Source organism: Streptomyces brasiliensis (assembly GCF_014647875.1).
In the GTDB taxonomy this organism is placed as follows: Bacteria; Actinomycetota; Actinomycetes; order Streptomycetales; family Streptomycetaceae; genus Streptomyces; species Streptomyces brasiliensis.
In genome coordinates, this window is sequence record NZ_BMQA01000020.1 from 43064 (window position 1) to 67777 (window position 24714).

22 protein-coding genes are annotated in these 24714 nt (G+C 71.6%); 12 read left to right on the top strand and 10 right to left on the bottom strand.

The features are described from left to right. The first annotated feature begins 181 nt into the window (after window positions 1-181). From scy to IEZ19_RS26830, 6 genes are all read left to right on the top strand, one after another. Window positions 182-4030, top strand: a complete 3849-nt coding sequence (scy, locus tag IEZ19_RS26805; RefSeq protein ID WP_189313865.1) for a polarized growth protein Scy — start codon at window positions 182-184, stop codon at window positions 4028-4030. A 183-nt stretch (window positions 4031-4213) separates the two neighbouring features. Beyond that, window positions 4214-5149 (top strand): coiled-coil domain-containing protein, encoded by a 936-nt coding sequence (locus IEZ19_RS26810; RefSeq protein WP_189313866.1) that lies wholly within the window; start codon window positions 4214-4216, stop codon window positions 5147-5149. An 84-nt stretch (window positions 5150-5233) separates the two neighbouring features. Then, a complete protein-coding gene (locus IEZ19_RS26815) occupies window positions 5234-6187 on the top strand; it encodes an ATP-binding cassette domain-containing protein (RefSeq protein ID WP_189313867.1) in 954 nt (317 codons plus the stop codon). A 3-nt stretch (window positions 6188-6190) separates the two neighbouring features. Next, complete coding sequence (locus tag IEZ19_RS26820; RefSeq protein WP_189313868.1) at window positions 6191-6961, top strand: ABC transporter permease; 771 nt, start codon at window positions 6191-6193, stop codon at window positions 6959-6961. Between the two features lie 112 nt (window positions 6962-7073). Then, window positions 7074-8537 carry an ABC transporter ATP-binding protein gene (locus IEZ19_RS26825; protein WP_189313869.1) on the top strand — a complete coding sequence of 488 codons (1464 nt, stop codon included), beginning with the start codon at window positions 7074-7076 and terminating at the stop codon, window positions 8535-8537. Next, window positions 8534-9415: an ABC transporter permease gene (locus tag IEZ19_RS26830; RefSeq protein ID WP_189313870.1), complete on the top strand. Its 882-nt coding sequence runs from the start codon at window positions 8534-8536 to the stop codon at window positions 9413-9415. The genes IEZ19_RS26825 and IEZ19_RS26830 overlap by 4 nt, the downstream gene beginning before the upstream one ends. A gap of 4 nt (window positions 9416-9419) precedes the next feature. Here the strand turns inward: IEZ19_RS26830 and IEZ19_RS26835 are convergent, their stop codons facing one another. Next, window positions 9420-9761, bottom strand: a complete 342-nt coding sequence (locus IEZ19_RS26835; RefSeq protein WP_189313871.1) for an Rv1322 family protein — start codon at window positions 9759-9761, stop codon at window positions 9420-9422. Between the two features lie 222 nt (window positions 9762-9983). Between IEZ19_RS26835 and IEZ19_RS26840 the strand changes: the two genes are divergently transcribed. Beyond that, window positions 9984-11012 carry an LLM class flavin-dependent oxidoreductase gene (locus tag IEZ19_RS26840; RefSeq protein ID WP_189313872.1) on the top strand — a complete coding sequence of 343 codons (1029 nt, stop codon included), beginning with the start codon at window positions 9984-9986 and terminating at the stop codon, window positions 11010-11012. Between the two features lie 93 nt (window positions 11013-11105). On the opposite strand, the gene IEZ19_RS26845 is transcribed toward IEZ19_RS26840, so the two are convergent. Further along, complete coding sequence (locus IEZ19_RS26845; RefSeq protein WP_093499046.1) at window positions 11106-11498, bottom strand: SCO5389 family protein; 393 nt, start codon at window positions 11496-11498, stop codon at window positions 11106-11108. A gap of 254 nt (window positions 11499-11752) precedes the next feature. On the opposite strand from IEZ19_RS26845, the gene nucS reads away from it, so the two are divergent. Beyond that, a complete protein-coding gene (gene nucS / locus IEZ19_RS26850) occupies window positions 11753-12424 on the top strand; it encodes an endonuclease NucS (protein WP_189313873.1) in 672 nt (223 codons plus the stop codon). A gap of 67 nt (window positions 12425-12491) precedes the next feature. On the opposite strand, the gene IEZ19_RS26855 is transcribed toward nucS, so the two are convergent. From IEZ19_RS26855 to IEZ19_RS26875, 5 genes are all read right to left on the bottom strand, one after another. Then, window positions 12492-14981, bottom strand: coding sequence for an ATP-binding protein (locus tag IEZ19_RS26855; RefSeq protein ID WP_189313874.1), 2490 nt, complete (start codon window positions 14979-14981; stop codon window positions 12492-12494). Window positions 14982-15250: 269 nt separating this feature from the next. Continuing rightward, window positions 15251-15574 carry an STAS domain-containing protein gene (locus IEZ19_RS26860; RefSeq protein ID WP_189313875.1) on the bottom strand — a complete coding sequence of 108 codons (324 nt, stop codon included), beginning with the start codon at window positions 15572-15574 and terminating at the stop codon, window positions 15251-15253. A 193-nt stretch (window positions 15575-15767) separates the two neighbouring features. Next, window positions 15768-16616 carry a 3-hydroxyacyl-CoA dehydrogenase family protein gene (locus IEZ19_RS26865; RefSeq protein ID WP_189313876.1) on the bottom strand — a complete coding sequence of 283 codons (849 nt, stop codon included), beginning with the start codon at window positions 16614-16616 and terminating at the stop codon, window positions 15768-15770. A 182-nt stretch (window positions 16617-16798) separates the two neighbouring features. Then, window positions 16799-17236 (bottom strand): hypothetical protein, encoded by a 438-nt coding sequence (locus tag IEZ19_RS26870; RefSeq protein ID WP_189313877.1) that lies wholly within the window; start codon window positions 17234-17236, stop codon window positions 16799-16801. 169 nt (window positions 17237-17405) lie between these two features. Beyond that, window positions 17406-18266: a DUF6612 family protein gene (locus IEZ19_RS26875; RefSeq protein WP_189313878.1), complete on the bottom strand. Its 861-nt coding sequence runs from the start codon at window positions 18264-18266 to the stop codon at window positions 17406-17408. A gap of 191 nt (window positions 18267-18457) precedes the next feature. On the opposite strand from IEZ19_RS26875, the gene IEZ19_RS26880 reads away from it, so the two are divergent. After that, window positions 18458-19030 (top strand): cob(I)yrinic acid a,c-diamide adenosyltransferase, encoded by a 573-nt coding sequence (locus IEZ19_RS26880; protein ID WP_189313879.1) that lies wholly within the window; start codon window positions 18458-18460, stop codon window positions 19028-19030. Window positions 19031-19156: 126 nt separating this feature from the next. On the opposite strand, the gene IEZ19_RS26885 is transcribed toward IEZ19_RS26880, so the two are convergent. Next, window positions 19157-19714 carry a hypothetical protein gene (locus tag IEZ19_RS26885; protein WP_189313880.1) on the bottom strand — a complete coding sequence of 186 codons (558 nt, stop codon included), beginning with the start codon at window positions 19712-19714 and terminating at the stop codon, window positions 19157-19159. 151 nt (window positions 19715-19865) lie between these two features. Here IEZ19_RS26885 and IEZ19_RS26890 point away from each other — a divergent pair, with 151 nt between their 5' ends. From IEZ19_RS26890 to IEZ19_RS26900, 3 genes are all read left to right on the top strand, one after another. Beyond that, window positions 19866-21038 carry a sensor histidine kinase gene (locus IEZ19_RS26890; protein ID WP_189313881.1) on the top strand — a complete coding sequence of 391 codons (1173 nt, stop codon included), beginning with the start codon at window positions 19866-19868 and terminating at the stop codon, window positions 21036-21038. Further along, window positions 21035-21676 carry a response regulator gene (locus IEZ19_RS26895; protein ID WP_189313882.1) on the top strand — a complete coding sequence of 214 codons (642 nt, stop codon included), beginning with the start codon at window positions 21035-21037 and terminating at the stop codon, window positions 21674-21676. The genes IEZ19_RS26890 and IEZ19_RS26895 overlap by 4 nt, the downstream gene beginning before the upstream one ends. Window positions 21677-21800: 124 nt before the next feature. After that, entirely contained in the window at window positions 21801-23627 is a 1827-nt protein-coding gene (locus IEZ19_RS26900; RefSeq protein ID WP_189313883.1) for a glycoside hydrolase family 18 chitinase, read from the top strand. A gap of 16 nt (window positions 23628-23643) precedes the next feature. Here the strand turns inward: IEZ19_RS26900 and IEZ19_RS26905 are convergent, their stop codons facing one another. Then, window positions 23644-24090, bottom strand: a complete 447-nt coding sequence (locus IEZ19_RS26905) for a DUF2550 domain-containing protein (RefSeq protein ID WP_189313884.1) — start codon at window positions 24088-24090, stop codon at window positions 23644-23646. A gap of 160 nt (window positions 24091-24250) precedes the next feature. After that, window positions 24251-24625, bottom strand: a complete 375-nt coding sequence (locus tag IEZ19_RS26910; protein ID WP_189313885.1) for a F0F1 ATP synthase subunit epsilon — start codon at window positions 24623-24625, stop codon at window positions 24251-24253. Window positions 24626-24714: the final 89 nt, after the last annotated feature.

A 24714-nucleotide genomic window follows, 5' to 3' on the forward strand; every position in this document is an offset into this window, starting at 1 on the left:
GGGTGACCTGGTCCTGCCCTCGACGGCAGGACCGCCGGGGTCCGGGTTTCGGGGGGCGAGCGTCGGGGCAGCAGCCCTTGCTCCGCCGTTGATCTGACACCATTCCCCGGGGGCCCCGTTCGGCGGATGGACGGAGCTCGTTCGGAGAAGCTTGCGACCAGGGGACGGATGGGACCGCGCAGTGCGGGGCTACGAGAGCCAGGAGCGAGAGCCGGCGGCTGACGTCGACCACCTCTCTCGGTTCGAGGCCGAGATGAAGCGGCTGAAGACCGAGCGGGAAAAGGCGATCCAGCACGCCGAGGACCTCGGTTACCAGGTCGAGGTGCTGCGCGCCAAGCTGCACGAGGCGCGCCGCACCATCATGTCCCGGCCGGCGTACGAAGGCGGCGACATCGGCTATCAGGCCGAGCAGTTGCTGCGCAACGCCCAGATGCAGGCCGACCAGCTGCGGCAGGACGCCGAGCGGGAGCTGAGCCAGGTCAGGGCGCAGACCCAGCGCATCCTCCAGGAGCACGCCGAGCAGGCCGCCCGGCTCCAGGCGGAGCTGCACCAGGAGGCGGTCACCCGTCGCCAGCAGCTGGACCAGGAGCTGGCCGAGCGCCGGCAGACCGTCGAGTCGCACGTCAACGAGAACGTGGCGTGGGCGGAGCAGCTGCGCGCCCGCACCGAGTCCCAGGCCCGCCGCCTGCTCGACGAGTCCCGTACCGAGGCCGAGCAGGCCATGGCCGCCGCCCGCGCCGAGGCCGAACGGGTGACCGCCGAGGCCAGGCAGCGCCTGCAGAGCGATGCCGAGGCGGCCCGCGCGGAGGCCGAGCAGCTGCTGCGCCGGGCCCGCACCGACGCCGAACGCCTGCTGAACGCCGCCTCCACCCAGGCCCAGGAGGCCACCGACCACGCCGAGCAGCTGCGCAGCTCCACGGCGACCGAATCGGACGCGGCCCGCCGTCAGGCGAGCGAGCTGAGCCGGGCCGCCGAGCAGCGCATGGCCGAGGCCGAGACGGCGCTGCGCGAGGCCCGCAGCGAGGCCGAGAAGCTCCTCGCCGAGGCCAAGGAGGCCGCCGCCAAGGCGCTCTCCGGCGCCGAGGTGGCCAACGAGCAGCGCACGCGGACGGCGAAGGAGCAGGTCGCCCGGCTGGTCAGCGAGGCGACCAAGGACGCGGAGGCCACCAAGGCCGAGGCCGAGCAGATCGTCGCGGACGCCCGCGCCGAGGCCGAGAAGGTCCTCGCGGAGGCTGGCGAGAAGGCCCGCAGCGTCACCGCCGAGGAGGCGGCCTCCCAGCTGTCGAAGGCGGCGAAGACCGCCGAGGACGTCCTGAACAAGGCGTCGGAGGACGCCAAGCAGACCACGAAGGCGGCCGCCGAGGAGGCCGAGCGGATCCGCTCGGAGGCCGAGGCCGAGGCGGACCGGCTGCGCGCCGAGGCGCACGACATCTCCGAGCAGCTCAAGGGCGCGGCGAAGGACGACACCAAGGAGTACCGCGCCAAGACGGTCGAGCTGCAGGAGGAGGCCCGCCGGCTGCGCGGCGAGGCCGAGCAGCTGCGCGCCGACGCGGTCGCCGAGGGCGAGAGCATCCGCGCCGAGGCGCGGCGCGAGGCCGTCCAGCAGATCGAGGAGGCGGCCAGGTCCGCCGAGGAGCTGCTGGCCAAGGCGAAGGCGGACGCGGACGAGCTGCGCCAGTCCGCCGCGTCGGACAGCGAGAAGGTCCGTACGGAGGCCATCGAGCGTGCGACGACGCTGCGCCGGCAGGCCGAGGAGACCCTGGAACGCACTCGCGCGGAGGCCGAGCGGCACCGCGCGGAGGTCCTGGAGCAGTCGGAGGCGCTTAAGGCCGACGCCGAGCGGGCCGCGCGCGAGCTGCGCGAGGAGACCGAGCGGGCGGTCGAGGCGCGGCGTGTCGAGGCGGCCGGGGAGCTGACCCGGCTGCACACCGAGGCCGAGGAGCGGCTGGCGGCCGCCGAGCAGGCCCTGTCGGACGCCCGGGAGGCGGCCGCCCGGATCCGCCGGGAGGCCGCCGAGGAGACGGAGCGGCTGCGGGCCGAGTCCGCCGACCGGATCCGTACGCTCCAGCAGCAGGCGGAGGCGGAGGCCGAGCGGCTGCGCGACGAGGCTGCGGCTGACGCGTCGGCGTCCCGCGCCGAGGGCGAGGCCGTCGCCGTACGGCTGCGGTCGGAGGCCGCGGCCGAGGCGGAGCGGCTGAAGTCGGAGGCGCAGGACACCGCGGACCGGGTGCGTGCCGAGGCGCAGGCAGCGGCCGAACGGCTCGCCGCCGAGGCGTCCGAGACGCTGGCCGCCGCCCAGGAGGAGGCCGCCCGGCGCCGCCGCGAGGCCGAGGAACTGCTCGGCTCCGCACGCCAGGAGGCCGACCAGGAGCGCGAGCGGGCCCGCGAGCAGAGCGAGGAACTGCTGGCCTCGGCCCGCAACCGGGTCGAGGAGGCGCAGGCCGAGGCGGTCCGGCTGGTCGAGGACGCCGACCGGCGCGCCGCGGAGATGGTGTCGGCGGCCGAGCAGCACGCCCAGCAGGTGCGGGACTCGGTCGTCGGGCTGCACGAGCAGGCGCAGGAGGAGATCACCGGCCTGCGGTCCGCCGCCGAGCACGCGGCGGACCGTACGCGCCGGGAGGCCGAGGAGGAGGCGGACCGGGTCCGCGCCGACGCCTATGCGGAGCGGGAGCGGGCCGGCGAGGACGCGAGCCGTCTGCGGCGCGAGGTGCAGGAGGAGTCGGAGGCGGCCAGGGCGCTCGCCGAGCGGACGACGGCGGAGGCGATCGCCGAGTCCGAGCGGCTGCGCACAGAGACGGCCGCGCACGCCCAGCGGGTGCGCACCGAGGCCTCCGACACCATCGCGCAGGCCGAGCAGAACGCCACGCGCACGCGCGCCGAGGCCCGCGAGGACGCCAACCGCATCCGCTCGGACGCGGCGACGCAGGCGGACACCCTCATCACGGAGGCCCGCAACGAGGCCGAGCGGCTGCAGTCGGAGACGATCACCGAGGCCGACCGGGTGCGCACCGAGTCCGTCGCCAAGGCCGAGAAGCTGATCTCGGACGCGAGCGGCGACGCGGAGCGGCTGCGGGCCGAGGCCGCCGAGACGGTCGGCTCCGCGCAGCAGCACGCCGAGCGGATCCGCGGCGAGTCCGAGCGGGTGCGGGCCGAGGCCGCCGCCGAGGCGGAGCGGGTGCTGACCTCCGCGCGCGAGGAGGCCGAACGGACGCTGGACGAGGCCCGCAAGGACGCCAACAAGCGGCGTTCCGAGGCGGCCGAGCAGGTCGACACGCTCATCAACGAGACCGCCGCCGAGGCCGACAAGCTGCTCACCCAGGCCCAGCAGCAGGCGCACAAGACGACGGCGGACGCCGAGTCGCAGGCCGACTCGATGGTGGGCGCGGCGCGCAGCGAGGCCGGGCGGCTGGTGTCCGAGGCGACGGTCGAGGGCAACTCGCTGGTGGAGAAGGCCCGGACGGACGCGGACGAGCTGCTCGTGGGCGCCCGCCGGGACGCCACCCAGATCCGCGAGCGCGCGGAGGAGCTGCGCGACCGCATCACGAACGAGATCGAGGAGCTGCACGAGCGGGCCCGCCGGGAGGCCGCCGAGACGATGAAGTCGACCGGCGACCGCTGCGACGCGCTCATCAAGGCCGCCGAGGAGCAACTGGCCAAGGCGCAGGCGAAGGCGAAGGACATCGTCTCGGAGGCCGGCTCCGAGGCGGGCAAGGTGCGCATCGCCGCGGTCAAGAAGGCCGAGGGGCTGCTCAAGGAGGCCGAGCAGAAGAAGGCCACGCTCGTCAAGGAGGCCGAGGAGCTCAAGGCCGAGGCGATCCGCGAGGCCCGGCGCACGGTCGAGGAGGGCAGGCGCGAACTGGAGATCCTGGTGCGCCGCCGCGAGGACATCAACACCGAGATCTCCCGGGTCCAGGACGTCCTGGAGGCGCTGGAGTCCTTCGAGGCGCCGACCGCCGGCAAGGACGGCGGCGTCAAGGCCGGTGCGACGGTGGGAGCCCCCCGATCGGGTGGCAAGTCGTCGGACAGCTAGCGCGCGGAGCCCGTTCGGGTGTCTTCTGGGGCCTTTGCCCAAGATTTTGGCAAGCCGTCCGACAGTTCGCCACCCAAAAGGGGTGTCATTCTCCAGATCAAACACGTATCCGCTCGATGACACACCGCTTCGGCCCCTAGGATTCCACCTATCACCTCACCGGTCTCATTTGACAGGAACCCCATGAGCGACACTTCCCCCTACGGCTTCGAGCTTGTGCGGCGTGGGTACGACCGCGCTCAGGTGGACGAACGGATCTCCAAACTCGTCTCCGACCGTGACAGCGCTCTCACCCGCATCACCGCTCTGGAAAAGCGCATCGAGGAGCTCCACCTCGAGACGCAGAACGCCCAGGCCCAGGTAACCGACGCCGAGCCGTCGTACGCCGGTCTGGGCGCGCGTGTCGAGAAGATCCTCCGCCTCGCCGAGGAAGAGGCCAAGGATCTGCGTGAGGAGGCCCGACGCGCGGCGGAGCAGCACCGCGAGCTCGCCGAGTCGGCGGCCCAGCAGGTCCGCAACGACGCAGAATCGTTCGCTGTGGAGCGCAAGGCCAAGGCGGAGGACGAGGGCGTCCGCATCGTCGAGAAGGCGAAGGGTGAAGCCTCCCAACTGCGCGCCGACGCCCAGAAGGACGCGCAGTCCAAGCGCGAGGAGGCCGACGCACTCTTCGAGGAGACCCGCGCCAAGGCCGCGCAGGCCGCCGCGGACTTCGAGACCAACCTGGCCAAGCGCCGCGAGCAGTCCGAGCGCGACCTGGCCTCGCGTCAGCAGAAGGCCGAGAAGCGTCTCGCCGAGATCGAGCACCGCGCCGAGCAGCTGCGCCTCGAGGCCGAGAAGCTGCGCACCGACGCCGAGCGCCGTGCCCGTCAGACGGTCGAGACCGCCCAGCGCCAGGCCGAGGACATCGTCGCCGACGCCAACGCCAAGGCCGACCGGATCCGTTCGGAATCCGAGCGCGAGCTGGCCGCCCTCACCAACCGCCGCGACAGCATCAACGCCCAGCTGACGAACGTGCGCGAGATGCTCGCGACGCTCACGGGCGCCGCGGTGGCCGCGGCCGGTTCCCCGGCCGAGGACGAGCCGATCTCCCGGGGTGTCCCCGCCCAGCAGTCCCGGTAACACCCGGCATCGGCTGATTGAACATCGGTGAAGCCCTCTGTCACTGCGGTGGCAGGGGGCTTCGTTGCGCTTTAGCGTGTCCGCATGATCGAGCTGGTGGGGCTGACCAAACGGTACGGCGAGAAGGTCGCGGTGAACGACCTCACGTTCACCGTGCGGCCGGGCATAGTCACGGGGTTCCTCGGGCCCAACGGGGCCGGCAAGTCGACGACCATGCGGATGATCCTCGGCCTCGACCATCCCACCTCGGGCGACGTCCGGATCGACGGCAAGCACTACGACCAGGTGAAGGACCCGCTGACGTACATCGGGGCGCTGCTCGACGCGAAGGCGACGCACGGCGGGCGCAGCGCCTTCAACCATCTGCTGTGTCTGGCGCAGAGCAACGGCATCCCCACGAGCCGGGTGCACGAGGTGCTGGACACCGTCGGACTGACGGCGGTGGCGCGGAAGAAGGCCAAGGGTTTCTCGCTGGGCATGGGCCAGCGGCTCGGGATCGCCGGGGCGCTGCTCGGCGATCCGCGGATCCTGATGTTCGACGAGCCGGTCAACGGGCTCGACCCCGAAGGCATCCACTGGATCCGGAACCTGATGAAGACGCTCGCGGCGCAGGGCCGTACCGTCTTCGTCTCCTCGCACCTGATGAGCGAGATGGCCCTGACCGCCGACCACCTCGTCGTCATCGGTCAGGGGCGACTGCTCGCCGACACGACCATGGCCGACTTCATCCGGCAGAACTCCCGGGCGTACGTCCGCATCCGCACCCCGCAGCGCGAGCGGCTGCTCGACGTGCTGCACCAGGCCGGCATCACCGTCGTCGAGGCCGGCGGCGGGGCGCTGGAGGTGGAGGGCGGCAAGGCCGAGAAGATCGGTGAACTCGCGGCGCAGCACGGGATCGTGCTGCACGAGCTGAGTCCCCAGCAGGCCTCCCTCGAGGAGGCGTTCATGCAGCTGACGGCGGAGTCTGTGGAGTACCACGCGCACGCCGACACCACCCCGGTCCAGCAGGCCTGGGGTGCCGACTGGAAGGGAGCCTGAGCCATGGCGGCCGCCCAGGTCATCCGGTCCGAGTGGACGAAGATCCGCTCCGTCGCGTCGACGGTGTGGACGCTGTCCCTCGCCGTGTTCGTCACGATCGCGCTCGGAATGCTGATCTCCGCGCTGTCGAAGAGCCAGTTCGACACCATGCCGGAGCGTGAGCGGCTCACCTTCGACCCCACGTTCGTCAGCTTCGCGGGGATGAGTCTCGGCCAGCTCGCGATGATCGTGTTCGGGGTGCTGGTCGTCTCGAACGAATACAGCACCGGCATGATCCGCACCTCGCTGGCCGCCGTGCCGCGCCGGGCCACCTTCCTGTTCAGCAAGATCGCGGTGGCGACCGGGCTCGCGCTGGCCGTCGGCATGGCGACCAGCTTCGCCGCGTTCTTCCTCGGGCAGGCGATGCTCGGTTCGCACCGGGCGCAGATCGGCGACGAGGGTGTGCTGCGGGCGGTGATCGGCGGCGGGCTGTACATGACCCTCATCGCGATGTTCTCGATGGGCGTCGCGGCGATGCTGCGCTCGCCGATGCTGTCGCTCGGCATCCTGATGCCGTTCTTCTTCCTGATCTCCAACATCCTCGGCAACGTGGACGCGACCAAGAAGATCGGCCAGTACCTGCCCGACCAGGCCGGCAGCCGCATCATGCGGGTGGTCCCCCGGCTCGACGACGGCACTCCCTACGGTCCGTGGGGCGGCCTCGGCATCATGGCGCTGTGGGTGATCGCGGCGATGGCGGGCGGTTACCTGGTGCTGAAGAAGCGTGACGCGTAGTGAACCTCGGTCTTTGCTTTCTTTTGAGCGGAACCGTCAGCGCCCGGATATCCTCCTAACCCTTACGGGGGCGTGTGCCCCGCTGTCCTGAACCTTTCGATGGGTGCGGAGCATGATCGAGGCTGTCGGCCTGACCAAGCGCTACGGCGACAAGACCGCCGTCTACAACCTTTCCTTCCAGGTACGCCCCGGAGCCGTCACCGGCTTCCTCGGGCCGAACGGCTCGGGCAAGTCGACGACCATGCGGATGATCCTGGGCCTGGACAACCCCACCTCGGGCTCGGTGACGATCGGCGGCTACCCGTACCGCAAACTGCCGAACGCCCCGCGTCAGGTGGGCGCGCTGCTCGACGCCAAGGCCGTGCACGGCGGCCGGGCCGCCCGCAACCATCTGCTGAGCCTGGCCCAGCTGTCGGGGATCCCGGCCCGGCGCGTGGACGAGGTGCTCGGGGTCGTCGGCCTCCAGGACGTGGCCCGCAGGCGCTCCAAGGGCTTCTCGCTCGGCATGGGCCAGCGGCTCGGCATCGCGGCGGCACTGCTCGGCGACCCGCAGGTGCTGCTCTTCGACGAGCCGGTCAACGGGCTCGACCCCGAAGGCATCCTGTGGGTGCGGAACCTGATGAAGGCGCTCGCGGCGGAGGGCCGTACGGTCTTCGTCTCCTCGCACCTGATGAGCGAGATGGCGCTGACCGCCGACCACCTCATCGTGATCGGGCGCGGACAGCTCCTCGCCGACATGAGCATCGGGGACTTCATTTCGGCCAACTCGGCGGACTTCGCGCGCGTGCGCACCCCCGACACCGAGCCGCAGCTGCGCGAGAAGCTGACGTCCGCGCTGACGGAGGCGGGCGGTCACGTGCTGCCGGAGCAGGACGGCGCGCTGCGCGTCACCGGGCTGCCGCTCCCCCGCATCAGCGACCTGGCCCACGAGGCCGACGTACGGCTGTGGGAGCTGTCGCCGCACCAGGCCTCGCTGGAGGAGGCGTACATGCGGATGACACAGGGCGCGGTCGACTACCGCTCGACGATCGACCAGAAGGCGGGCCTCCAGCAGCCCCTCCCCCCGGGCGCCCAGGCCCCCATGCCGGTCCCCGGCCAGGGCCAGCCGGGCTGGTACGCCCCACCGCCGCCCCAGCAGGGGGGCCGGCCCTTCGCGATGCCGCAGGCCGGGACACCGGGCCCGTACGGGGACCGGACGGCTCCCGCGGGCGGGTACGGCAACCCGGTTCCCACGCCGAACCCGTACGGCGCTCCCGCCGCCCCGGCGGGCGCCCCCGGCGTGGGACAGCCCAATCCGTACGCCCAGCCGGCCCCGCAGCCCACCCAGCCCCCGGCCCAGCCGCCCGCCGCACCGAGCCCGGCCGCGGAGCAGGCGCCCGCGACCGGTGACGCGCAGCCGCAGGGGACGGTTCAGCTCGCCGCGCAGGCGCCGCAGAATCCGGCCCCGCCGGCCTCGGCCCAGCCGCCCGCCGCGCAGGCCCCCGTGACCGCCCCGGTCCAGCCCGCCACGCCCGGCGCCGAAGCCGCGCAGCCCTCCGCCGACGCCCACCCGACCGAGCCCGAGGACGCCCGATGAGCACCCACCAGCCCCCGATGCCGCAGGCAGGAGCAGCCGCGCCCGACTGGCAGGCGGCGCCCGGCGGGTCGTACTCCGGATACACCTCGCCGATCCCGGTGGTGCGCACGCACCTCGGGCACGCGGTCGCCTCCGAGTGGACGAAGATCAGGTCGGTGCGCTCGACGATGTGGACGCTCGGCGTGTTCGTGGTCCTCGTCGTCGGCATCGGCCTGCTGGTCGGCGCGGTGGTGGGCAACTCCGGGTCCGACCTGTCCGGCGACGAGAATCCGCTGGCCCTCGGCTTCTTCGGGCTCCTGCTCGGCAGCATCTCCATCATCACGCTCGGCGTGCTGACGACCGCCTCCGAGTACGGCACCGGCATGATCCGTACGACGATGACCGCCTGCCCCTCCCGGGGGCGCGTGCTCGCGGCCAAGGCGATCGTGTTCTTCCTGGTCGCCTTCGTGGTGACCCTGGCGGCCTCGTCCTTCGTGGCCATGGCCCAGATGTCGCTGCTGGACGGCACCGGTGCCCGCAACCCGACCGGCGCGGAATGGCTGAAGGGCACCGTGGGCGTCAGCTTCTACATCGCCCTGCTCGGACTGCTCTCGCTCCTGATCGGCTCGATGATCCGGCACTCGGCGGGCGCCATCACCCTCATGATCGGCGCCGTGCTCGCCCCGCTCGTGATCGCGCTGTTCATGTTCTCGTCGTCGCTGGACAAGGTGCGCGAGTCGCTGTTCGAGTACTCGATCCCGAACCAGATGAGCGTCTTCTACTCCAACTCCCTCACCCACTCCGGTCCGTCGGGCTGGGATCCGCTGTGGATCATCGTGGGCGTGACGGCGGCCGCCTTCGTCGGAGCCGTCGTACTGCTGGAGAAGCGGGACGTGTGAGGCGCTAGAACTTCGGCGCGTTACGGGACCGCTGCACCCGCGTGGTGCGGCGGTCCTTCGCGTTCCAGCAGGCCTTGTGCCAGTGCCGGCGGTCGTCGACGCCCGCGTGCGCGGGCCAGGCCACCACGTGCGGGACGCCCGAGGGGATCAGCTGGTCGCAGCCCGGGCAGCGGTACGTCTTGCCCTCCGCGCTCGCGCCCGCGACATGGCGCACGCTCCACTCCTCGCCCTGCCAGCTCTCGGTCGACTGCCAGCCGCCGTAGCGGCCCGCCTGGTCGTCCTCGGCGCCCCTTCCGGACGCGGCCGAACCGTTCTGGCCCTTGGGTCGGTTGCGACGCGGGGACACGGGACACCTCACGGGGCTATACAGGATGCATGGGCTGACTCCAGCCTACGCGGCGCGTGTGGGGGTACGCGCAGAGCACCAATGCCCACAAGTCCCCCTCTGGTGCGACTCATTCTGCAGACAATCCGCAAATCCCGTCACCAGGCCGTGTCCTCGGCACGTGTCGGACGGTTATGCCCGGTGGGGGAGCTCCGTGTCGGAGCCAAGGAAGCAGGAAATGCAATGCACGTAGGAAGCTTTGTGCTGGCGGCCCAGTTCCCGGGGCAGGGTCAGGGGGAGGCGTTGCACCGCGCGGTCCGCTGCACGGAAGTGGCCGAGGAGGCCGGCCTTGACACGGTCTGGCTGGCGGAGCACCACTTCGTGCCGTACGGCACGTGCCCGTCCGCGGTCACCCTGGCCGCGCTGCTGCTGGGCCGCACCCAGCGCATCCGGGTGGGCACGGCGGTCAGTGTGCTGCCCACCGCCCACCCGGTCGCCCTCGGCGAGCAGGCAGCACTGCTGCACGTGACGAGCGGCGGACGCTTCACGCTGGGTGTGGGGCGCGGCGGACCCTGGGTGGACCTGGAGGTGTTCGGCGCGGGCCTGGACGCGTACGAACGCGGGTTCCCGGAATCACTCGATCTGCTGCTGCGCTGGCTGCGCGAACCGGCCGTGTCGGCCTCGGGAGACCGGTTCTCCTTCCGTGAGGTCCCCGTCGTACCGCGCCCGTCGGAGGCGCTCACGGAGGCCCCGGGTCCCGAGGTCGTCGTGGCCTGCACCTCGCCGGCAAGCGTGCGGCTGGCCGCCGAACGCGGGCTGCCGATGCTGCTGGGGATGCACGTCGGGGACGAGGAGAAGGCCGAAATGATCGCCGTGTGGCGGCAGTTCGCGCGAGCGGCCGGGCGATCCCCGGACGAGATCCGGGGGGCGGCGCATGTCTCGGCGGGCGTCTGCCAGATCGCGGACCGGCGCACGCAAGCGGTGGAGACCCTGACGAAGGCGATGCCGGGCTGGCTCAAGTACGGCCTGGACGCCCATGTGACGGTCGACAACCGCCCGCGCGCGATGCGCGACCCGCTCGCGTACACCGAACTGCTCTGCGGACTGCACCCGGTGGGCACGCCCCGGCTGTGTGCCGACCGGCTCGCAGCCACCTCGGAGCGGACCGGCATCTCGCGCTTCGCGCTGCTCGTCGAGGGTTCGGGCGACCTGGCGGCGACGGAGGAGAACGTACGGCGGCTGGGCGCCGAGGTACTCCCCCACCTCCGCTGATGCCGGTCGACTCCCGTACCGCACGGGGAGCTTGCCGCCCCGGTACTGATCGCACCTCCCGCGTACGGAGCGGCAAGCATGCGGCTCACTGCGTCAGCAGTCCCTGAGCTCGGGCGACTGGTTCAGCAGCTGATTGCGCACCGAGGTGAAGCGCGCCAGCGTCTCGTCGACCGAGGCGTCCAGCGGGAACACCGCCACCCGGTGGCAGTTCTGGAAGGCCAGGCGCACACCGAAGTGCCGCTGCAGAGCGCCGCGTATGGCGTCACTGGCGAGCGCGCGCAGCAGCTGGCCCCGTGCCTGCTCGTCCGGCGGGGGCGTCTGGTTGTCGGCGAACTCTCCGCCGTCCACCTTCAGCTGGGCCACCAGGGAGCTGATCATCTCCCATGCGTAGGGCAGGGAGGTCCGGACGCAGTCGACGAAGTCTGCTTCGTCGACCTCGCCTCGCTCGGCCTGTTCGAGTAGGGCCGGTGAGACGTCGAGCGACATGGGTACTCCTCTCGCACCCCCGTACAGCAGGGGTTGGCGGACAGGTAAGGGAGTTCGCGGTGCCGGACACGCTGAGTACATATGTGGCGACCTCCCGTTTACTACCGTAGGCAACGGACCGTGACGGCACCAGGAGAATGCGTACATGCGCCGGACCCATTGGGCACACAATCGGCCAGGGATGAACAAGAGTTTCCAGGCGATACAGGACGCGAATCGCCTCCGGTGCGGCGCGTCGAGTAGCGTTGCCGACCATGCGTCTCGTCATTGCCCGGTGCTCCGTCGACTACGCCGGCCGGCTCACCGCCCATCTCCCCTCGGCCCCCCGTCTGATCCTGGTCAAGGCGGACGGAAGCGTCTCGATCCACGCGGACGACCGGGCCTACAAGCCTCTCAACTGGATGTCCCCTCCGTGCACGCTCAAGGAGGGGACGGGTGAGGAGCAGGGCGTCTGGACCGTCGTGAACAAGGCGGGCGAGAAGCTCATCATCACGATGGAGGAGGTCCTGCACGACTCCTCGCACGAACTCGGGGTGGACCCCGGCCTGATCAAGGACGGCGTGGAAGCGCACCTGCAGGAATTGCTGGCCGATCGCATCGAGACGCTCGGCGAGGGCTACACCCTGATCCGCCGCGAGTACATGACGGCCATCGGCCCGGTCGACATCCTGTGCCGGGACGCGGACGGCGGGACGGTCGCGGTCGAGATCAAGCGACGGGGCGAGATCGACGGCGTGGAGCAACTCACGCGCTACCTCGAGCTGTTGAACCGCGACCCGCACCTCGCCCCGGTCCGCGGCATCTTCGCGGCGCAGGAGATCAAGCCCCAGGCCCGAGTCCTCGCCACGGACCGCGGCATCGGCTGCGCGGTCCTGGACTACGACGCCCTACGAGGCATCGAGGACGACAAGCTCCGCTTGTTCTGAGCCGGTTCCGGGGCCCGTTCCGGCGGTGCCGAACCGGCCTCAAGCCAGTCCGGCAACGCCGTTCCACTCAGATCACGTCCCCGCCGGGCGAACCCGCGTCGGCGCTCTCCGGGGCGCTCGCGGAGGCGCTGGAGGCGGGGCCGCCGGCCGTGTCGGAGGTGGCCGGTTCCGTCGGTGGTTCCGAGGTCGGCGGCTCGGAGGTGGGCGGTTGCGAGGTCGGCGGCTGTGAGGTGGGCGGCTTGGACGTCGGGGGCCTGCTCGTCGGCGGCTTCGACGTGGGCGGCTTGGTCGTGGGCGACGTCGGCGGCTTGCTCGTCGGCTGCTTCGTCCCGCTCGGCGCATCCGACGGCTCGTTCCCGGTCGCCGGCGGTGTCGGATCGTCCGACGTGCCGAGCGTGCCGTCCGGGCCCGGGTCCGTCGGGCGGCTCGTCGCCGTACCCGTGTCGCCCTTGTCGTCCTTCTTCGGCGTGTCCGCCCCCAGGCTGCCGTCGTCGGCGCCCTGGCTCGCGGACGGGTTGGTGTTCACGTTGTCCGACGGGGTGTCGGTGCTGTCGTGGGACGTCATGCCGAGCGTGACCACGGTACCGAGCACCGCCGCGAGCAGCGCACCGGAGCCCGCCGCCACGAGGTTGCGTCGGGCCAGGCGCCGTACGCCGCCGCCCCGGGGCTTCTGCGGCCCGGGCTCGGACGCCGGGACCCGATGGGTCACCAGGGTGTCGAGCGGCGGCCGTACGGGCGGGAAGGCCGCCGGGATGCCGCCGGGCGGCGAGGCCGACTCGTCGTGGCGCGCGTCGGGCACCTCCTCGCCCGCGGTTGCGCCGATGCCGGGCACGCCGCCCGTCCGGTCGGAGACCAGCGCGAGGGCGCGGCGGCCGGCGGTCGTGCCGCGCTTGTCGGCGAGGGCGCCGCGCAGGCCGATGGAGGCCTCCAGTTCGGCGCGGGCCCGGTCGAGCAGTCCCTCGCAGACCGCGAGGATCCCCAACTCGTGGTGGAAGTAGGCCTGTTCGGACACGTCCCCGGCGAGCCGGGCGGCCTCGGTGCCGGAGCGCAGCGCCCGTTCCCAGGCGCTCCAGTGCAGTCCCGCGGCGAAGGCCGGCGCTGCCGCGCGGGCCAGCTGTACGGCCGTGCTCTCCTCGTCCTCGGCGGGCGGCTCGGTGACCGGCACCAGGACGGCCAGCGCGGCGAGCACGGCGAGCACGGCGTCCGCCTCGGCGCAGACCCGCTCGGGGGTGACGGAGGGGTGTCCGGCCCACCAGGTGTAGTGCTGGGCGGCGGTGCGGGCGCGGTCGGTGATGTCGTCGGCGTATCCGGCGGCCTCCAACTGCGTGAGCACACCGGCGGCGAGGCGGTAGCGCGAGCCGACCGGCGAGACGAGTCCGCAGGCGGCCAGTTCGCCCAGCGCGGCGTCCGCGTGGGTGTCGCCGACCAGGGCGGGCAGATGCGCCTGGTGCGGCACCTCGCCGCCGAGAGCGACGGCGAACCGCAGCGTGGCGCGCGCGGACGCGCTCAGCCGGGCGGCGAGCAGCGGCGCCGGCGCGGCGGCCTCGCCGAGGGACGGCAGGGGTACGTCCTCACCCTCGACGGCGTCGAAGGGCGCGTCGACGGGCAGCTCGTCCTCGAAGACGCCGTACTCGTCCACGGCGCCCCGGTTGGCCCGGAGTTGGTCGCGCTGCCGTAGCAGGGCCCCGGCCTGGACGAACCGCAGAGGCAGTCCCTCGGACTCGAACCAGAGGTCGCCGGCCCAGTTGGCCTCCTCCTCGGTGAGGACACGGCCGGCGGCACGCTCGAGCAGGTCGATGCCCGCCGCTCGCTCCAGGCCGCCCAGCAGGACCTCCTCGACGGCGGAGTCGGCGGACGGCGCCTGCACGTCCGGGGTGGCGCCGAACAGGAAGGCGCACTCGGGTGTGGCCTCGATCAGCTCGTCGAGGGCGGCGCCGCCGAACTCGATGTCGTCGAGGACGACGACCGCGCCGATCTCCCGGACCAGCTCGAGGAGTTCGTCTCGTTCGGGCCGGTGCAGGGGCGCGTCGTGGACGGCGTAGAGGAGGTCGTACAGGACGTCGGCCGACGTGCGGTGGAAACCGGTGAGGCGGACCACGCCGTCGGGCGCGAGGTCGGAGCAGTCCTCGGCGACGAGGTCGAGGAGGGCGGTGCGGCCCGACCCGGCCGGGCCGGTGAGGCGTACGGAGCGGCCGCGGGCGAGCAGGCGTACCAGGCGCTCGCGTTCGTCCTGGCGTTCCAGCAGTGGCAGCGCCGGCTGCGCGGGACCGGGTGGTACGGGCGGCCGGGCCGCACGGGCGGCCTCGGCGCGTTCGGCGGCGCCGAACTTCTCGGGCCTGCCCGGCCGCTCGCCGGGCGGGCAGGGCTCGATCTCGCTGCCGTCTACAGGATTGACGGTCAGCAGGAGGTCGCCGGAGACGAGCTGTACCGTGCGGGCGAGCGCGGGCGTGCTCTGGGCGAAGTCGGATGCGAGCGGATCCCGGGGTGGGCGCTGGCGCGGCATGGTGCCGTCGCCTTCCTGGCCGTACTCCCCGGTTCCCCCGTTGATCGGGTCCATAGGTTCAAGCCCCCCAAAAGCGTCGTGTGTGCCTGGCACCGGCCCCTCCCGGCCTGTTGCACACCGCGCTGTCGCTTCTGGTCCGGTCCCGCTCGAGGGTTCGCAAGGCAGCGGGCGACCGAACCCTAAACCTTCGCACAGTATCTACGACAGCCCGGGGTACCGCGCCGCCCGACACGTCACAGTCTCGTGAGGATTGCCTGCGACGTGCGCTTCGGCGACGTGCGCCCAGGTCTCCCCCGTCGCCCGGTTCACAGTTGGTCGCGCCGTCACACCCGGGGCAGGGACTCCACCCCGATGCCCCCCTCGATCGCCAGGATCCGGTGCAGCCGGGTGGCCACGAGCAGGCGCTGCATCTGCGGCGGCACGCCGCGCAGCACCAGGCGGCGGCCGCAGCGGCCGGCCCGGCGATGGGCGCCCATGATCACCCCGAGTCCGGTGGCGTCCCAGGAGTCGAGTGCGGACAGATCGAGCACGAGGTCGCCGACGCCGTCGTCGACAGCCGAGTGCAGGACCGTACGGGCGTCCGCCGCGCTGCGGACGTCGAGGCGGCCCCCGACGACCAGCTCGGCGTGGTCGCCCCTGATGTACATATGCGCTCCCCGTGAGTGCGGATGCGTACTCCGTGATGTCCGTTGATGCCACCTCTGACTGCGTGAAGCACCAAGAGGTTGCCGTCTGTAAGCGAACCGATACCGAATTCACCCCCGGGAGTGAAACTCCCGGGGCCTGTGCGACTTCGGTGGCAGGAAGTGACTGAAAATCAGGCCCGGACGTGGCTGAAGATCAGTACGAGTAGAAGCCCTGCCCGCTCTTGCGGCCGATGTCACCGGCGTCAACCATCCGGCGCATCAGCTCCGGCGGAGCGAACTTCTCGTCCTGCGACTCGGTGTAGATGTTGCTGGTGGCGTGCAGCAGGATGTCGACGCCGGTGAGGTCCGCCGTGGCGAGCGGGCCCATGGCGTGGCCGAAGCCCAGCTTGCAGGCGAGGTCGATGTCCTCGGCGGTCGCCACGCCCGACTCGTAGAGCTTGGTCGCCTCGACGACGAGCGCCGAGATGAGCCGGGTGGTGACGAAGCCGGCCACGTCGCGGTTCACGACGATGCAGGTCTTGCCGACGGACTCGGCGAACTCCCGCGCGGTGGCGAGGGTTTCGTCGCTGGTCTTGTAGCCGCGGACGAGTTCGACGAGTTGCATCATCGGCACCGGCGAGAAGAAGTGCACGCCCACGACGCGCTCGGGTCGCTCCGTGGCCGCCGCGATCTTGGTGATCGGGATGGCGGAGGTGTTGGAGGCGAGCACGGTGTCCTCGCGCACGAGCTTGTCAAGGGTGCGGAAGATCTCGTGCTTGACCTCGAGCTTCTCGAAGACGGCCTCGACGACGACATCGGCGTCCGCCGCGGCGTCCAGGTCCGTGGTCGCGGTGATGCGGCCGAGGGCGGCGTCGGCGTCGTGCGCCGCCAGCTTGCCCTTGCTCACGAACTTGTCGTACGACGCCTTGATGCCGTCGGTGCCACGCGCCAGCGCCTCGTCGGTGACGTCGCGCAGGACGACTTCCCAGCCCGCCTGGGCGGAGACCTGGGCGATGCCGGAACCCATGAGACCGGCGCCGATGACGGCGAGCTTCCGTGCCACTGTGCGACTCCCCTTTGAAACGCTGACAGGCTGTTCCTGTATGTCACTCGCGGACACTAGCGTTCGTGAGGCGTCGTGTAAGGGGTTAGTAACGCGTGTCACGTCTCACGGGGTGAGACGCCCGTCACGCCCTCGACTCCTTGCGGCGCGGCGCAGGTTGGCCGGTCGCTTGCGACCACCGGTCAGTGGGTGTCCGGCCGGGTGCGGGCCCTTCCGTGCAGCAGGAGGTAGAAGGTGTACAGCGACTCCTGCGGGCCGCCCGCCTCGAAGCGGTTGACCACCTTGCCGAGGGGGTTCCAGACCCGCCCGTCCGGCATGCGCACCCCGACGGGCCGGCCGAAATAGGCGCGCTGACCGGCGTCGAAGTCGACCCACACGGCGCCCGCGCGGCGCACGAGGACCTCACCTACGTAGGTACCGAGCCCGAAGAGCGTCTCGCGCGCCCGCTCGGGCCGGGCGCCACCCTTGCGCAGGCCGTCGATCAGGAAGTCCACGACGCGCAGACTCGCCACGGAGTAGTCGAGCGGCAGCCTGTTGCGTGCGGTGACTCGTGCCACGAACGCAGCGGCGTACGACCGCATCTCCCGTGCACACGGCTCCCGTTGCTCCACCTCGGCCATGGGCCCCCACCCCTGTCGCGCGGTTGCGGGGCCCCGGCGGAACCCCCTGAGAACCAGCGGGCCGGGCCTCAGGAACAACACGGGTAACGGGCGAGCCTAATCTCACACAGTGAAGTCTCAGCTGTCGTGCAACCTTTTGACGTGTCGCTTGTCGGGGAGGTCGACAGGGTCACCGCGCGCCCTCGGGCAGGGCCACGGCGCCGGTGAACACGCCGCGGTTGTCGGCGCGCACCTCCTGGCTCATCGTGATGTCGCCGCCCTGGAACGGGACGAGGAACGTGAAGGCGTACCGGTGCGAGGTGAGCCGGTATCCGTGGGCCGCGTCCAGGTCCCAGGTCTCGGTGAAGCTCTGAAGAGTGATCCGGCCGTCGGTGGCCGTCACACCGGCCTTCCGCAGCTGATCGAGCGTGGGCTCCACCTCCCGGACCGCCCGCTCGAGCGCGGGGCGCGTCCGGGCGGCGGACAACTGCCAGCCGGAGGCGGTGACTTGAAGCCGTACGGTGCCGCCCGTACGACTCACCTCGGCGCTCTTGGCGTACGCCGCGAAGGCGTCCAGCTCGGCGACGGGATCCTCCACGTCGTCGGCGATGGCGGTGTCGGACAACGGCCCCTTCTTCCAGGCCCCGGCGCCCTGCTTCACGTACCCGGTCCCGCCGACGACGTACACCAGCTCCTGCTCGCGCTCGCCCTTGCTGCTGGTGATCGTGCCGGTCTGCTCGAGCGCCATGGGGGCGGTGGTGCGGTGGACGGTGCCGCTGTACGTGGCGGCGGTGGGCGCCTGCCCGCGCATGGCGACGGACTCGCTGCCGCGCATGGCGAAGGTCCACCCCTTCTCGCCGCGCATGCCCTGCCGGGCCCGGGCGACGAACTGCGCGGCGGTCCTCGGCTGCGGGGCGGGCCTGGCCTTCGCGTCGGAGTGCGGCGTACGGCCGTCGGTCGCGCTCTGCGCCGATTCGTGCGGCCGGGTCGGCTTCTCCTTCCCGGCGTGCGAGGAACATCCGGACAGGGCCACGGCGGCGGCGACGGACACGGCCACCACGGTGTGGGGCCTGCTCGGGCGGAGACGAATTCCGGACGACAAGGAACAACCCTTCGGGTCGGGCAGGGGCACGATCGCGGCGGTTATACCTCAGCCGCGAAGGCGGCGGCGAGCGAGCGGACAATCCAGACGAACGGGTCGCCGACCGACCCGGTGAGCGAGGCTGCTCTTAGGCTGGTGACATGGTCAATCTGACGCGCATCTACACCAGGACCGGCGACAAGGGCACGACCGCCCTCGGCGACATGAGCCGGGTCGCCAAAACCGATCTGCGAATCTCGGCGTACGCCGACGCCAACGAGGCGAACGCGGTGATCGGTACGGCGATCGCGCTGGGCGCACTGGACGAGGAGGTCGTCAAGGTCCTCACCCGGGTGCAGAACGACCTTTTCGACGTGGGGGCGGACCTGTCGACGCCGGTGGTGGAGAACCCGGAGTTCCCGCCGCTGCGCGTGGAGCAGTTCTACATCGACCGGCTGGAGGCGGACTGCGACCGCTTCAACGAGAAGCTGGAGAAGCTGCGCTCCTTCATCCTCCCCGGCGGCACACCCGGCGCGGCCCTGCTCCACCAGGCCTGCACGGTCGTCCGCCGCGCCGAACGCTCGACCTGGGCGGCCCTCGAGGCCCACGGCGACATCATGAACCCCCTCACGGCGACCTACCTCAACCGCCTCTCGGACCTCCTCTTCATCCTGGCCCGCACGGCGAACCAGGCAACGGGGGACGTCCTGTGGGTGCCCGGCGGCGAACGCTGACCGCACCCCCTCCGGCCGGGGGTCAGGAGGTTGCCCCGGAGGGTGCGGCATCCTGGCCCGCACGGCGAACAAGGCGACCGGCGACGTGCTGCGGGTACCGGGCGGGGTGCGCCGACGGCGCCGGTGTCACGGGCGTAGTGTGCCGCGCGCCTGTGCCGGGTCCTTCTTCGGCCAGATCAGGTACGTCAGCGCGATCAGCCCGTGGACGACCGTGACCCGCAGTGCCGTCCACTGGAAGGACCGGAGCGACGACGTGTCGCCGTCGCCCACGTACCAGACCGCGCCCTGGAGCAGCGCACCTGAAACCGCCGCCGCGAGGGCCGTGCGCAGCCACAGCCGGCCCTCGTGGCGGGCACGGGGCAGGCCGTGACGGGGCGGCTTCGGCGGGGGCGGACCGCCCGCGAGGCGGTGCTCGGCGTGGCCGTCCAGCCAGCGGACGGTGTGGGGGCCGTAGGCGACCGTGAAGCCGATGTAGAGCGCCGCCAGGCCGTGTTCCCAGCCCGGTTCGGCGCCGTTCCCGAGATCGACGGTCGTCACCGCGAACAGCACCAGTTCCAGGAGTGGTTCGCACAGCAGCAGGACGACACTCGTACGGCGCCGGTTCAGCAGATAACGGACGGCCAGGCCGAGTGCCAGCAGCACCCAGAAGCCGGCCTCGCAGGCGACGATCAGCGCGACGATCACGACTCGCTCCCTTCGGTCGTCCCCCAGCCTCCGCTCGGGATCCGCCGGTTTCGTCGTCACCGGTGACGACCCGGCGGTACATCGAACGATGCAGTCAGGGACCCTTCCTCGGGAGCACGCGCACGGCACGTGTGCCGTGTTGGATGGGGTCATGGCCGCTCCACTGCCCCGCCCGCACCACGACGACGTACGCATCGCCGTGGGCGGACTGCTCGGCGGGCTGCTGCTGATGGCCGTCGGCCTGCACGACCGGACCCCCCACGACCCGGTGTCCGTCCTCGACCAGGACTGGGCGGTCGCCATTCCGCTGGTCGTGACGGCCGGCTGCGAACTGCTGCGCCGTACACGTCCGCGCACCGCCCTGCTCGTCGGGACGGGCGCGATCACCGCGGACCTGTTCACCCGGGGCAACCTGGCCACCCTGGTCATGTTCACCGACCTCGTCTACGCGTCCGTGCTGTACGGCTCCCCCGCCGCGGCCCGTCGCATCCCCTGGATCACGGGCCTGCTCACCGTGACCGGCACCGTCGTCCCGGTCGTGGCCTGGCGCACACCGCAGGCACTGCTGATCGGAGCGTCCGTCGGACTGGTCGCCCTGGTCCCCGCGGCCACCGGCTGGGTGGTGCGCAACCACCGTGACACCGCCGTCGCCGAGCGCCTGCGCGCCGAACAGACCGCGCTGCTCGCCGAGATGGACCGCACCCAGGCGGTCACCGCCGAACGTGCGCGCATGGCACGGGAGCTGCACGACATGGTCGCGGGCCACATGTCCGCCATCGCGCTGCACGCCACGGCAGCGCTGGCCATCGACGACCCGAAGACCTCCCGCGAGGCGCTCACCGTGGTCCGCGAGAACAGCGTGGCGGGACTCGCGGAGATGCGGCGGCTGATCGGCATCCTACGCGACAGCGGCGGCGAGCACGAACCGGCGCCCGTGCCCACCCTCGACGGACTGGGCTCGCTGGTCGAGAGCGCCCGCGCGGGCGGCCTGGACGTCACCCTCGACGCCGACCACGGCCCGGTCCCCGCGCCGGTCGAGCTCGCGGCCTACCGGATCGTGCAGGAGTCCTTGACCAACGCCCTCAAGCACGCCCGGCCGGGCCGCGTCACCGTCACCCTGGCCCGGCGGGACGGTGTCCTCGACGTGCGCGTGACCAGCCCGTTCGGCCACCGGGACGGCCCCCGTGCCCCCGGTCTGGGCGCGGGCCTCGTCGGCATGCAGGAGCGGGCCGCCCTGCTCGCCGGAACCTTCGACGCCGGGCCTGCGGGCGATCTGTGGACCGTGCGCGCCGCACTCCCCCTGCCCGAAGGAGATCCCGGATGATCCGCGTCCTGGTGGCCGAGGACCAGTCAGCCGTGCGTGCCGGGCTGGTGCTCATCCTGGACAGCGCGCCCGACGTCGAGGTCGTCGGTGAGGCGGCGGACGGCGAGCGGGCGGTGGCGCTCGCCCGTGAACTGCGGCCCGACCTGGTGCTGATGGACGTTCAGATGCCGCGCCTGGACGGGGTGTCGGCGACCCGGCAGGTGGTCGCGGAAGAGCTGTCGGACGTCCTCGTGCTGACCACGTTCGACCTGGACGAGTACGTCTTCGGGGCGCTGCGCGCCGGGGCCGCCGGGTTCCTGCTGAAGAACACGGAGGCGAAGGACCTGCTGGAGGCGGTCCGCACCGTGGCCCGCGGGGAGGGCATCGTCGCTCCGGCCGTCACCCGGCGGCTGATCGCCGAGTTCGCCGCCGGGCCGGTGCGGGGTGTGAGCGCCGCCCCCGCCGCCCTCGAGGCACTGACACGACGTGAGCGCGAGGTCCTGTCCTGCCTGGGCGAGGGGCTGTCCAACGCGGGCATCGCCGAGCGGCTCGACATGGCGGAGGGCACGGTGAAGACACACGTCAGCCGTCTGCTGGGCAAGCTCGGACTGCGCAGCCGCGTCCAAGCAGCCGTACTGGCACAGGAGTTGGGGATCTAGCAGGGCACAAAGGCACTGGTCCAGACCTATTGACCTATGGTCCAGACCTTTCTATTCTCGCCGCACTGCGGGCGTGAAGGCTCAGTCATGCCCCGATACCCCCGATCGAAGAGGGAGGCGCACCATGCGCTTCAGACACAGAGCCGCGGCAGGGTTCGCGACGCTGTTGCTCCCCCTGGCCGGACTGGTCGGTCTCGCGAGTCCGGCACACGCCGCGGCCAACGCGACCGCCACCTACGCCAAGACCCAGGACTGGGGCACCGGCTTCGAGGGCAAGTGGACGGTGAAGAACACCGGCACCACGGCCATCAGCTCCTGGACCGTCGAGTGGGACTTCCCCTCGGGCACGTCGGTGACCTCCGCCTGGGACGCCGACGTCACGTCCTCCGGCACCCGCTGGACGGCCAAGAACAAGTCCTACAACGGCTCCATCGCCCCCGGCGCGTCCGTGTCCTTCGGCTTCAACGGCGCGGGATCCGGCTCCCCGTCCAACTGCAAGCTGAACGGCGACAGTTGCGACGGCACGACGGTCCCCGGCGACGCGGCACCCTCCGCGCCGGGCACCCCGACCGCCTCGGACATCACCGACACCTCGGTGAAGCTCAGCTGGAGCGCGGCCACCGACGACAAGGGCATCAAGAACTACGACGTCCTGCGCGGCGGCACCAAGGTCGCGACGGTGACGACGACGTCGTACACGGACACCGGTCTGACCGCCGGCACCGACTACTCCTACACCGTGCAGGCCCGTGACACCGCCGACCAGACAGGGCCGGTCAGCGGCGCGGTCGCCGTCCACACCACCGGCGGCGGCACCACTCCCCCGCCCACCGGCGGCGACAAGGTCAAGCTCGGGTACTTCACCGAGTGGGGCATCTACGGCCGCAACTACAACGTCAAGAACCTGGTGACGTCCGGCTCGGCCGCGAAGATCACGCACATCAACTACGCGTTCGGCAACGTCACCAACGGCCAGTGCGCGATCGGCGACTCCTACGCCGACTACGACAAGGCGTTCACCGCCGACCAGTCGGTGAACGGCGCGGCCGACACCTGGGACCAGCCGTTGCGCGGCAACTTCAACCAGCTCCGCCAGCTGAAGGCCAAGTACCCGAACATCAAGGTGCTGTGGTCGTTCGGCGGCTGGACCTGGTCCGGCGGCTTCGCGCAGGCCGCGGCCAACCCGGCCGCGTTCGCCCAGTCCTGCTACAACCTGGTCGAGGATCCGCGCTGGGCCGATGTCTTCGACGGCATCGACATCGACTGGGAGTACCCGAACGCCTGCGGTCTGTCCTGCGACACCAGCGGAACGGCCGCCTTCAAGAACCTGATGTCCGCGCTGCGCGCCAAGTTCGGCTCCGGCAACCTGGTCACCGCCGCGGTCACGGCCGACGGTTCCTCCGGCGGCAAGATCGACGCCGCTGACTACGCGGGCGCGGCCCAGTACGTCGACTGGTACAACGTGATGACGTACGACTTCTTCGGCGCCTGGGACGCACAGGGCCCGACCGCCCCGCACTCCCCGCTCAACTCCTACAGCGGCATCCCGCGGGCCGGCTTCACCACGGCCGACGCGATCGCCAAGTACAAGTCGAAGGGCGTGCCCGCGAGCAAGCTGCTCGTCGGCATCGGCTTCTACGGCCGCGGCTGGACCGGCGTCACCCAGGACGCCCCGGGCGGCACGGCCACGGGCCCGGCGGCCGGCACCTACGAGCAGGGCATCGAGGACTACAAGGTGCTCAAGACGTCCTGCCCGGCCACCGGCACCGTCGCCGGCACGGCGTACGCGCACTGCGGCAGCAACTGGTGGTCGTACGACACCCCGGCCACCATCGGCACGAAGATGGCGTGGGCCAAGACCCAGGGTCTGGGCGGCGCGTTCTTCTGGGAGTTCAGCGGTGACACCAGCAACGGCGAGCTGGTGAGCGCCATCAACAGCGGGCTGTCGTAGGAGAGTTCGCCAGGCGTTAAGCCACATTGACGCGCTGACCGGGCGGGGCTGCCTCCAGCCACGCGAGAAATCCGGTCAGCGCGTCTTCGCTCATGGCCAGTTCGAGGCGCGTGCCCCGGTGGGTGCAGGCGAGGATGACGGCGTCGGAGAGCAGTGCCAGCTCCTCCTCGCCGTCGGGGACACGGCGGCCGGTCACCTCGATCGCCGCACGCTCCAGGACCCGACGCGGGCGGGGAGCGTACGAGAAGACGCGGTACCACTCGATGCGGTCGCCGTTGTAGCGGGCGACACCGTAGCTCCAGCCCTTGCCGCCGGTGTCCGGTTTCTCGGGCACGTCCCAGCGCAGCGAACAGTCGAAGGTGCCGCCGGAGCGCTGGATGAGTCTGCGGCGCAGGCCGAACAGGAACAGTCCCACCACCACGACCGCGACCACGAGTCCGGACACAGTCAGAGCGAGGACCATCGGCACCGACCTCCTCGTCTCCTAGGTAATGGAACGGAAAAAACACCCACATCTGCCTCAGCCGCGGCCGGGTACCGGATTGCTCCGGTCCCGGCCGCGGCTGAGTGACGTCATCACACGGCGCTCCCCAGAGCCTAGAGGGCCCGGGAGGTGCCTCCGGTCAGCGCACCGACACAGCGCGCAGCCGGACCTCGGCGCGGCGCTGGGCGTGGGCGTCCGCCTCCGCCTCCGCGCGCTCGAGCGCCCGCTCCGCGCGCTGGACATCGATCTCGTCCGACAACTCGGCGATCTCGGCCAGCAGCGACAGCTTGTCGTCCGCGAACGAGATGAAACCGCCGTGCACCGCGGCGACGACCGTTCCACCATCACTCGTACGGATGGTCACCGGGCCCGACTCCAGCACACCGAGCAGCGGCTGATGACCGGGCATGACGCCGATGTCGCCGGACGTGGTGCGCGCGACGACCAGGGTGGCCTCGCCGGACCAGACCTGGCGGTCGGCGGCGACCAGCTCGACGTGCAGCTCAGCAGCCAAGGTTGGCTCCTCGGGTCACCACCCGGCGGTTCTGCCGGGTGTTGGGGTCAATTCTAGAGGGCGTGCATGAGGGGGCGGGACGTGCCCGC

What these genes read in the sequence shown, in the direction of transcription:
- IEZ19_RS26815 (WP_189313867.1), top strand. Translation starts at nt 5,234, where the DNA reads ATGATCGAGCTGGTGGGGCTGACCAAACGGTACGGCGAGAAGGTCGCG.
- IEZ19_RS26820 (WP_189313868.1), top strand. Translation starts at nt 6,191, where the DNA reads ATGGCGGCCGCCCAGGTCATCCGGTCCGAGTGGACGAAGATCCGCTCC.
- IEZ19_RS26840 (WP_189313872.1), top strand. Translation starts at nt 9,984, where the DNA reads ATGCACGTAGGAAGCTTTGTGCTGGCGGCCCAGTTCCCGGGGCAGGGT.
- nucS (WP_189313873.1), top strand. Translation starts at nt 11,753, where the DNA reads ATGCGTCTCGTCATTGCCCGGTGCTCCGTCGACTACGCCGGCCGGCTC.
- IEZ19_RS26810 (WP_189313866.1), top strand. Translation starts at nt 4,214, where the DNA reads ATGAGCGACACTTCCCCCTACGGCTTCGAGCTTGTGCGGCGTGGGTAC.
- IEZ19_RS26830 (WP_189313870.1), top strand. Translation starts at nt 8,534, where the DNA reads ATGAGCACCCACCAGCCCCCGATGCCGCAGGCAGGAGCAGCCGCGCCC.
- IEZ19_RS26890 (WP_189313881.1), top strand. Translation starts at nt 19,866, where the DNA reads ATGGCCGCTCCACTGCCCCGCCCGCACCACGACGACGTACGCATCGCC.
- IEZ19_RS26870 (WP_189313877.1), bottom strand. Translation starts at nt 17,236, where the DNA reads ATGGCCGAGGTGGAGCAACGGGAGCCGTGTGCACGGGAGATGCGGTCG.
- IEZ19_RS26900 (WP_189313883.1), top strand. Translation starts at nt 21,801, where the DNA reads ATGCGCTTCAGACACAGAGCCGCGGCAGGGTTCGCGACGCTGTTGCTC.
- IEZ19_RS26845 (WP_093499046.1), bottom strand. Translation starts at nt 11,498, where the DNA reads ATGTCGCTCGACGTCTCACCGGCCCTACTCGAACAGGCCGAGCGAGGC.
- IEZ19_RS26825 (WP_189313869.1), top strand. Translation starts at nt 7,074, where the DNA reads ATGATCGAGGCTGTCGGCCTGACCAAGCGCTACGGCGACAAGACCGCC.
- IEZ19_RS26855 (WP_189313874.1), bottom strand. Translation starts at nt 14,981, where the DNA reads ATGGACCCGATCAACGGGGGAACCGGGGAGTACGGCCAGGAAGGCGAC.
- IEZ19_RS26895 (WP_189313882.1), top strand. Translation starts at nt 21,035, where the DNA reads ATGATCCGCGTCCTGGTGGCCGAGGACCAGTCAGCCGTGCGTGCCGGG.
- IEZ19_RS26880 (WP_189313879.1), top strand. Translation starts at nt 18,458, where the DNA reads ATGGTCAATCTGACGCGCATCTACACCAGGACCGGCGACAAGGGCACG.
- IEZ19_RS26905 (WP_189313884.1), bottom strand. Translation starts at nt 24,090, where the DNA reads ATGGTCCTCGCTCTGACTGTGTCCGGACTCGTGGTCGCGGTCGTGGTG.
- IEZ19_RS26860 (WP_189313875.1), bottom strand. Translation starts at nt 15,574, where the DNA reads ATGTACATCAGGGGCGACCACGCCGAGCTGGTCGTCGGGGGCCGCCTC.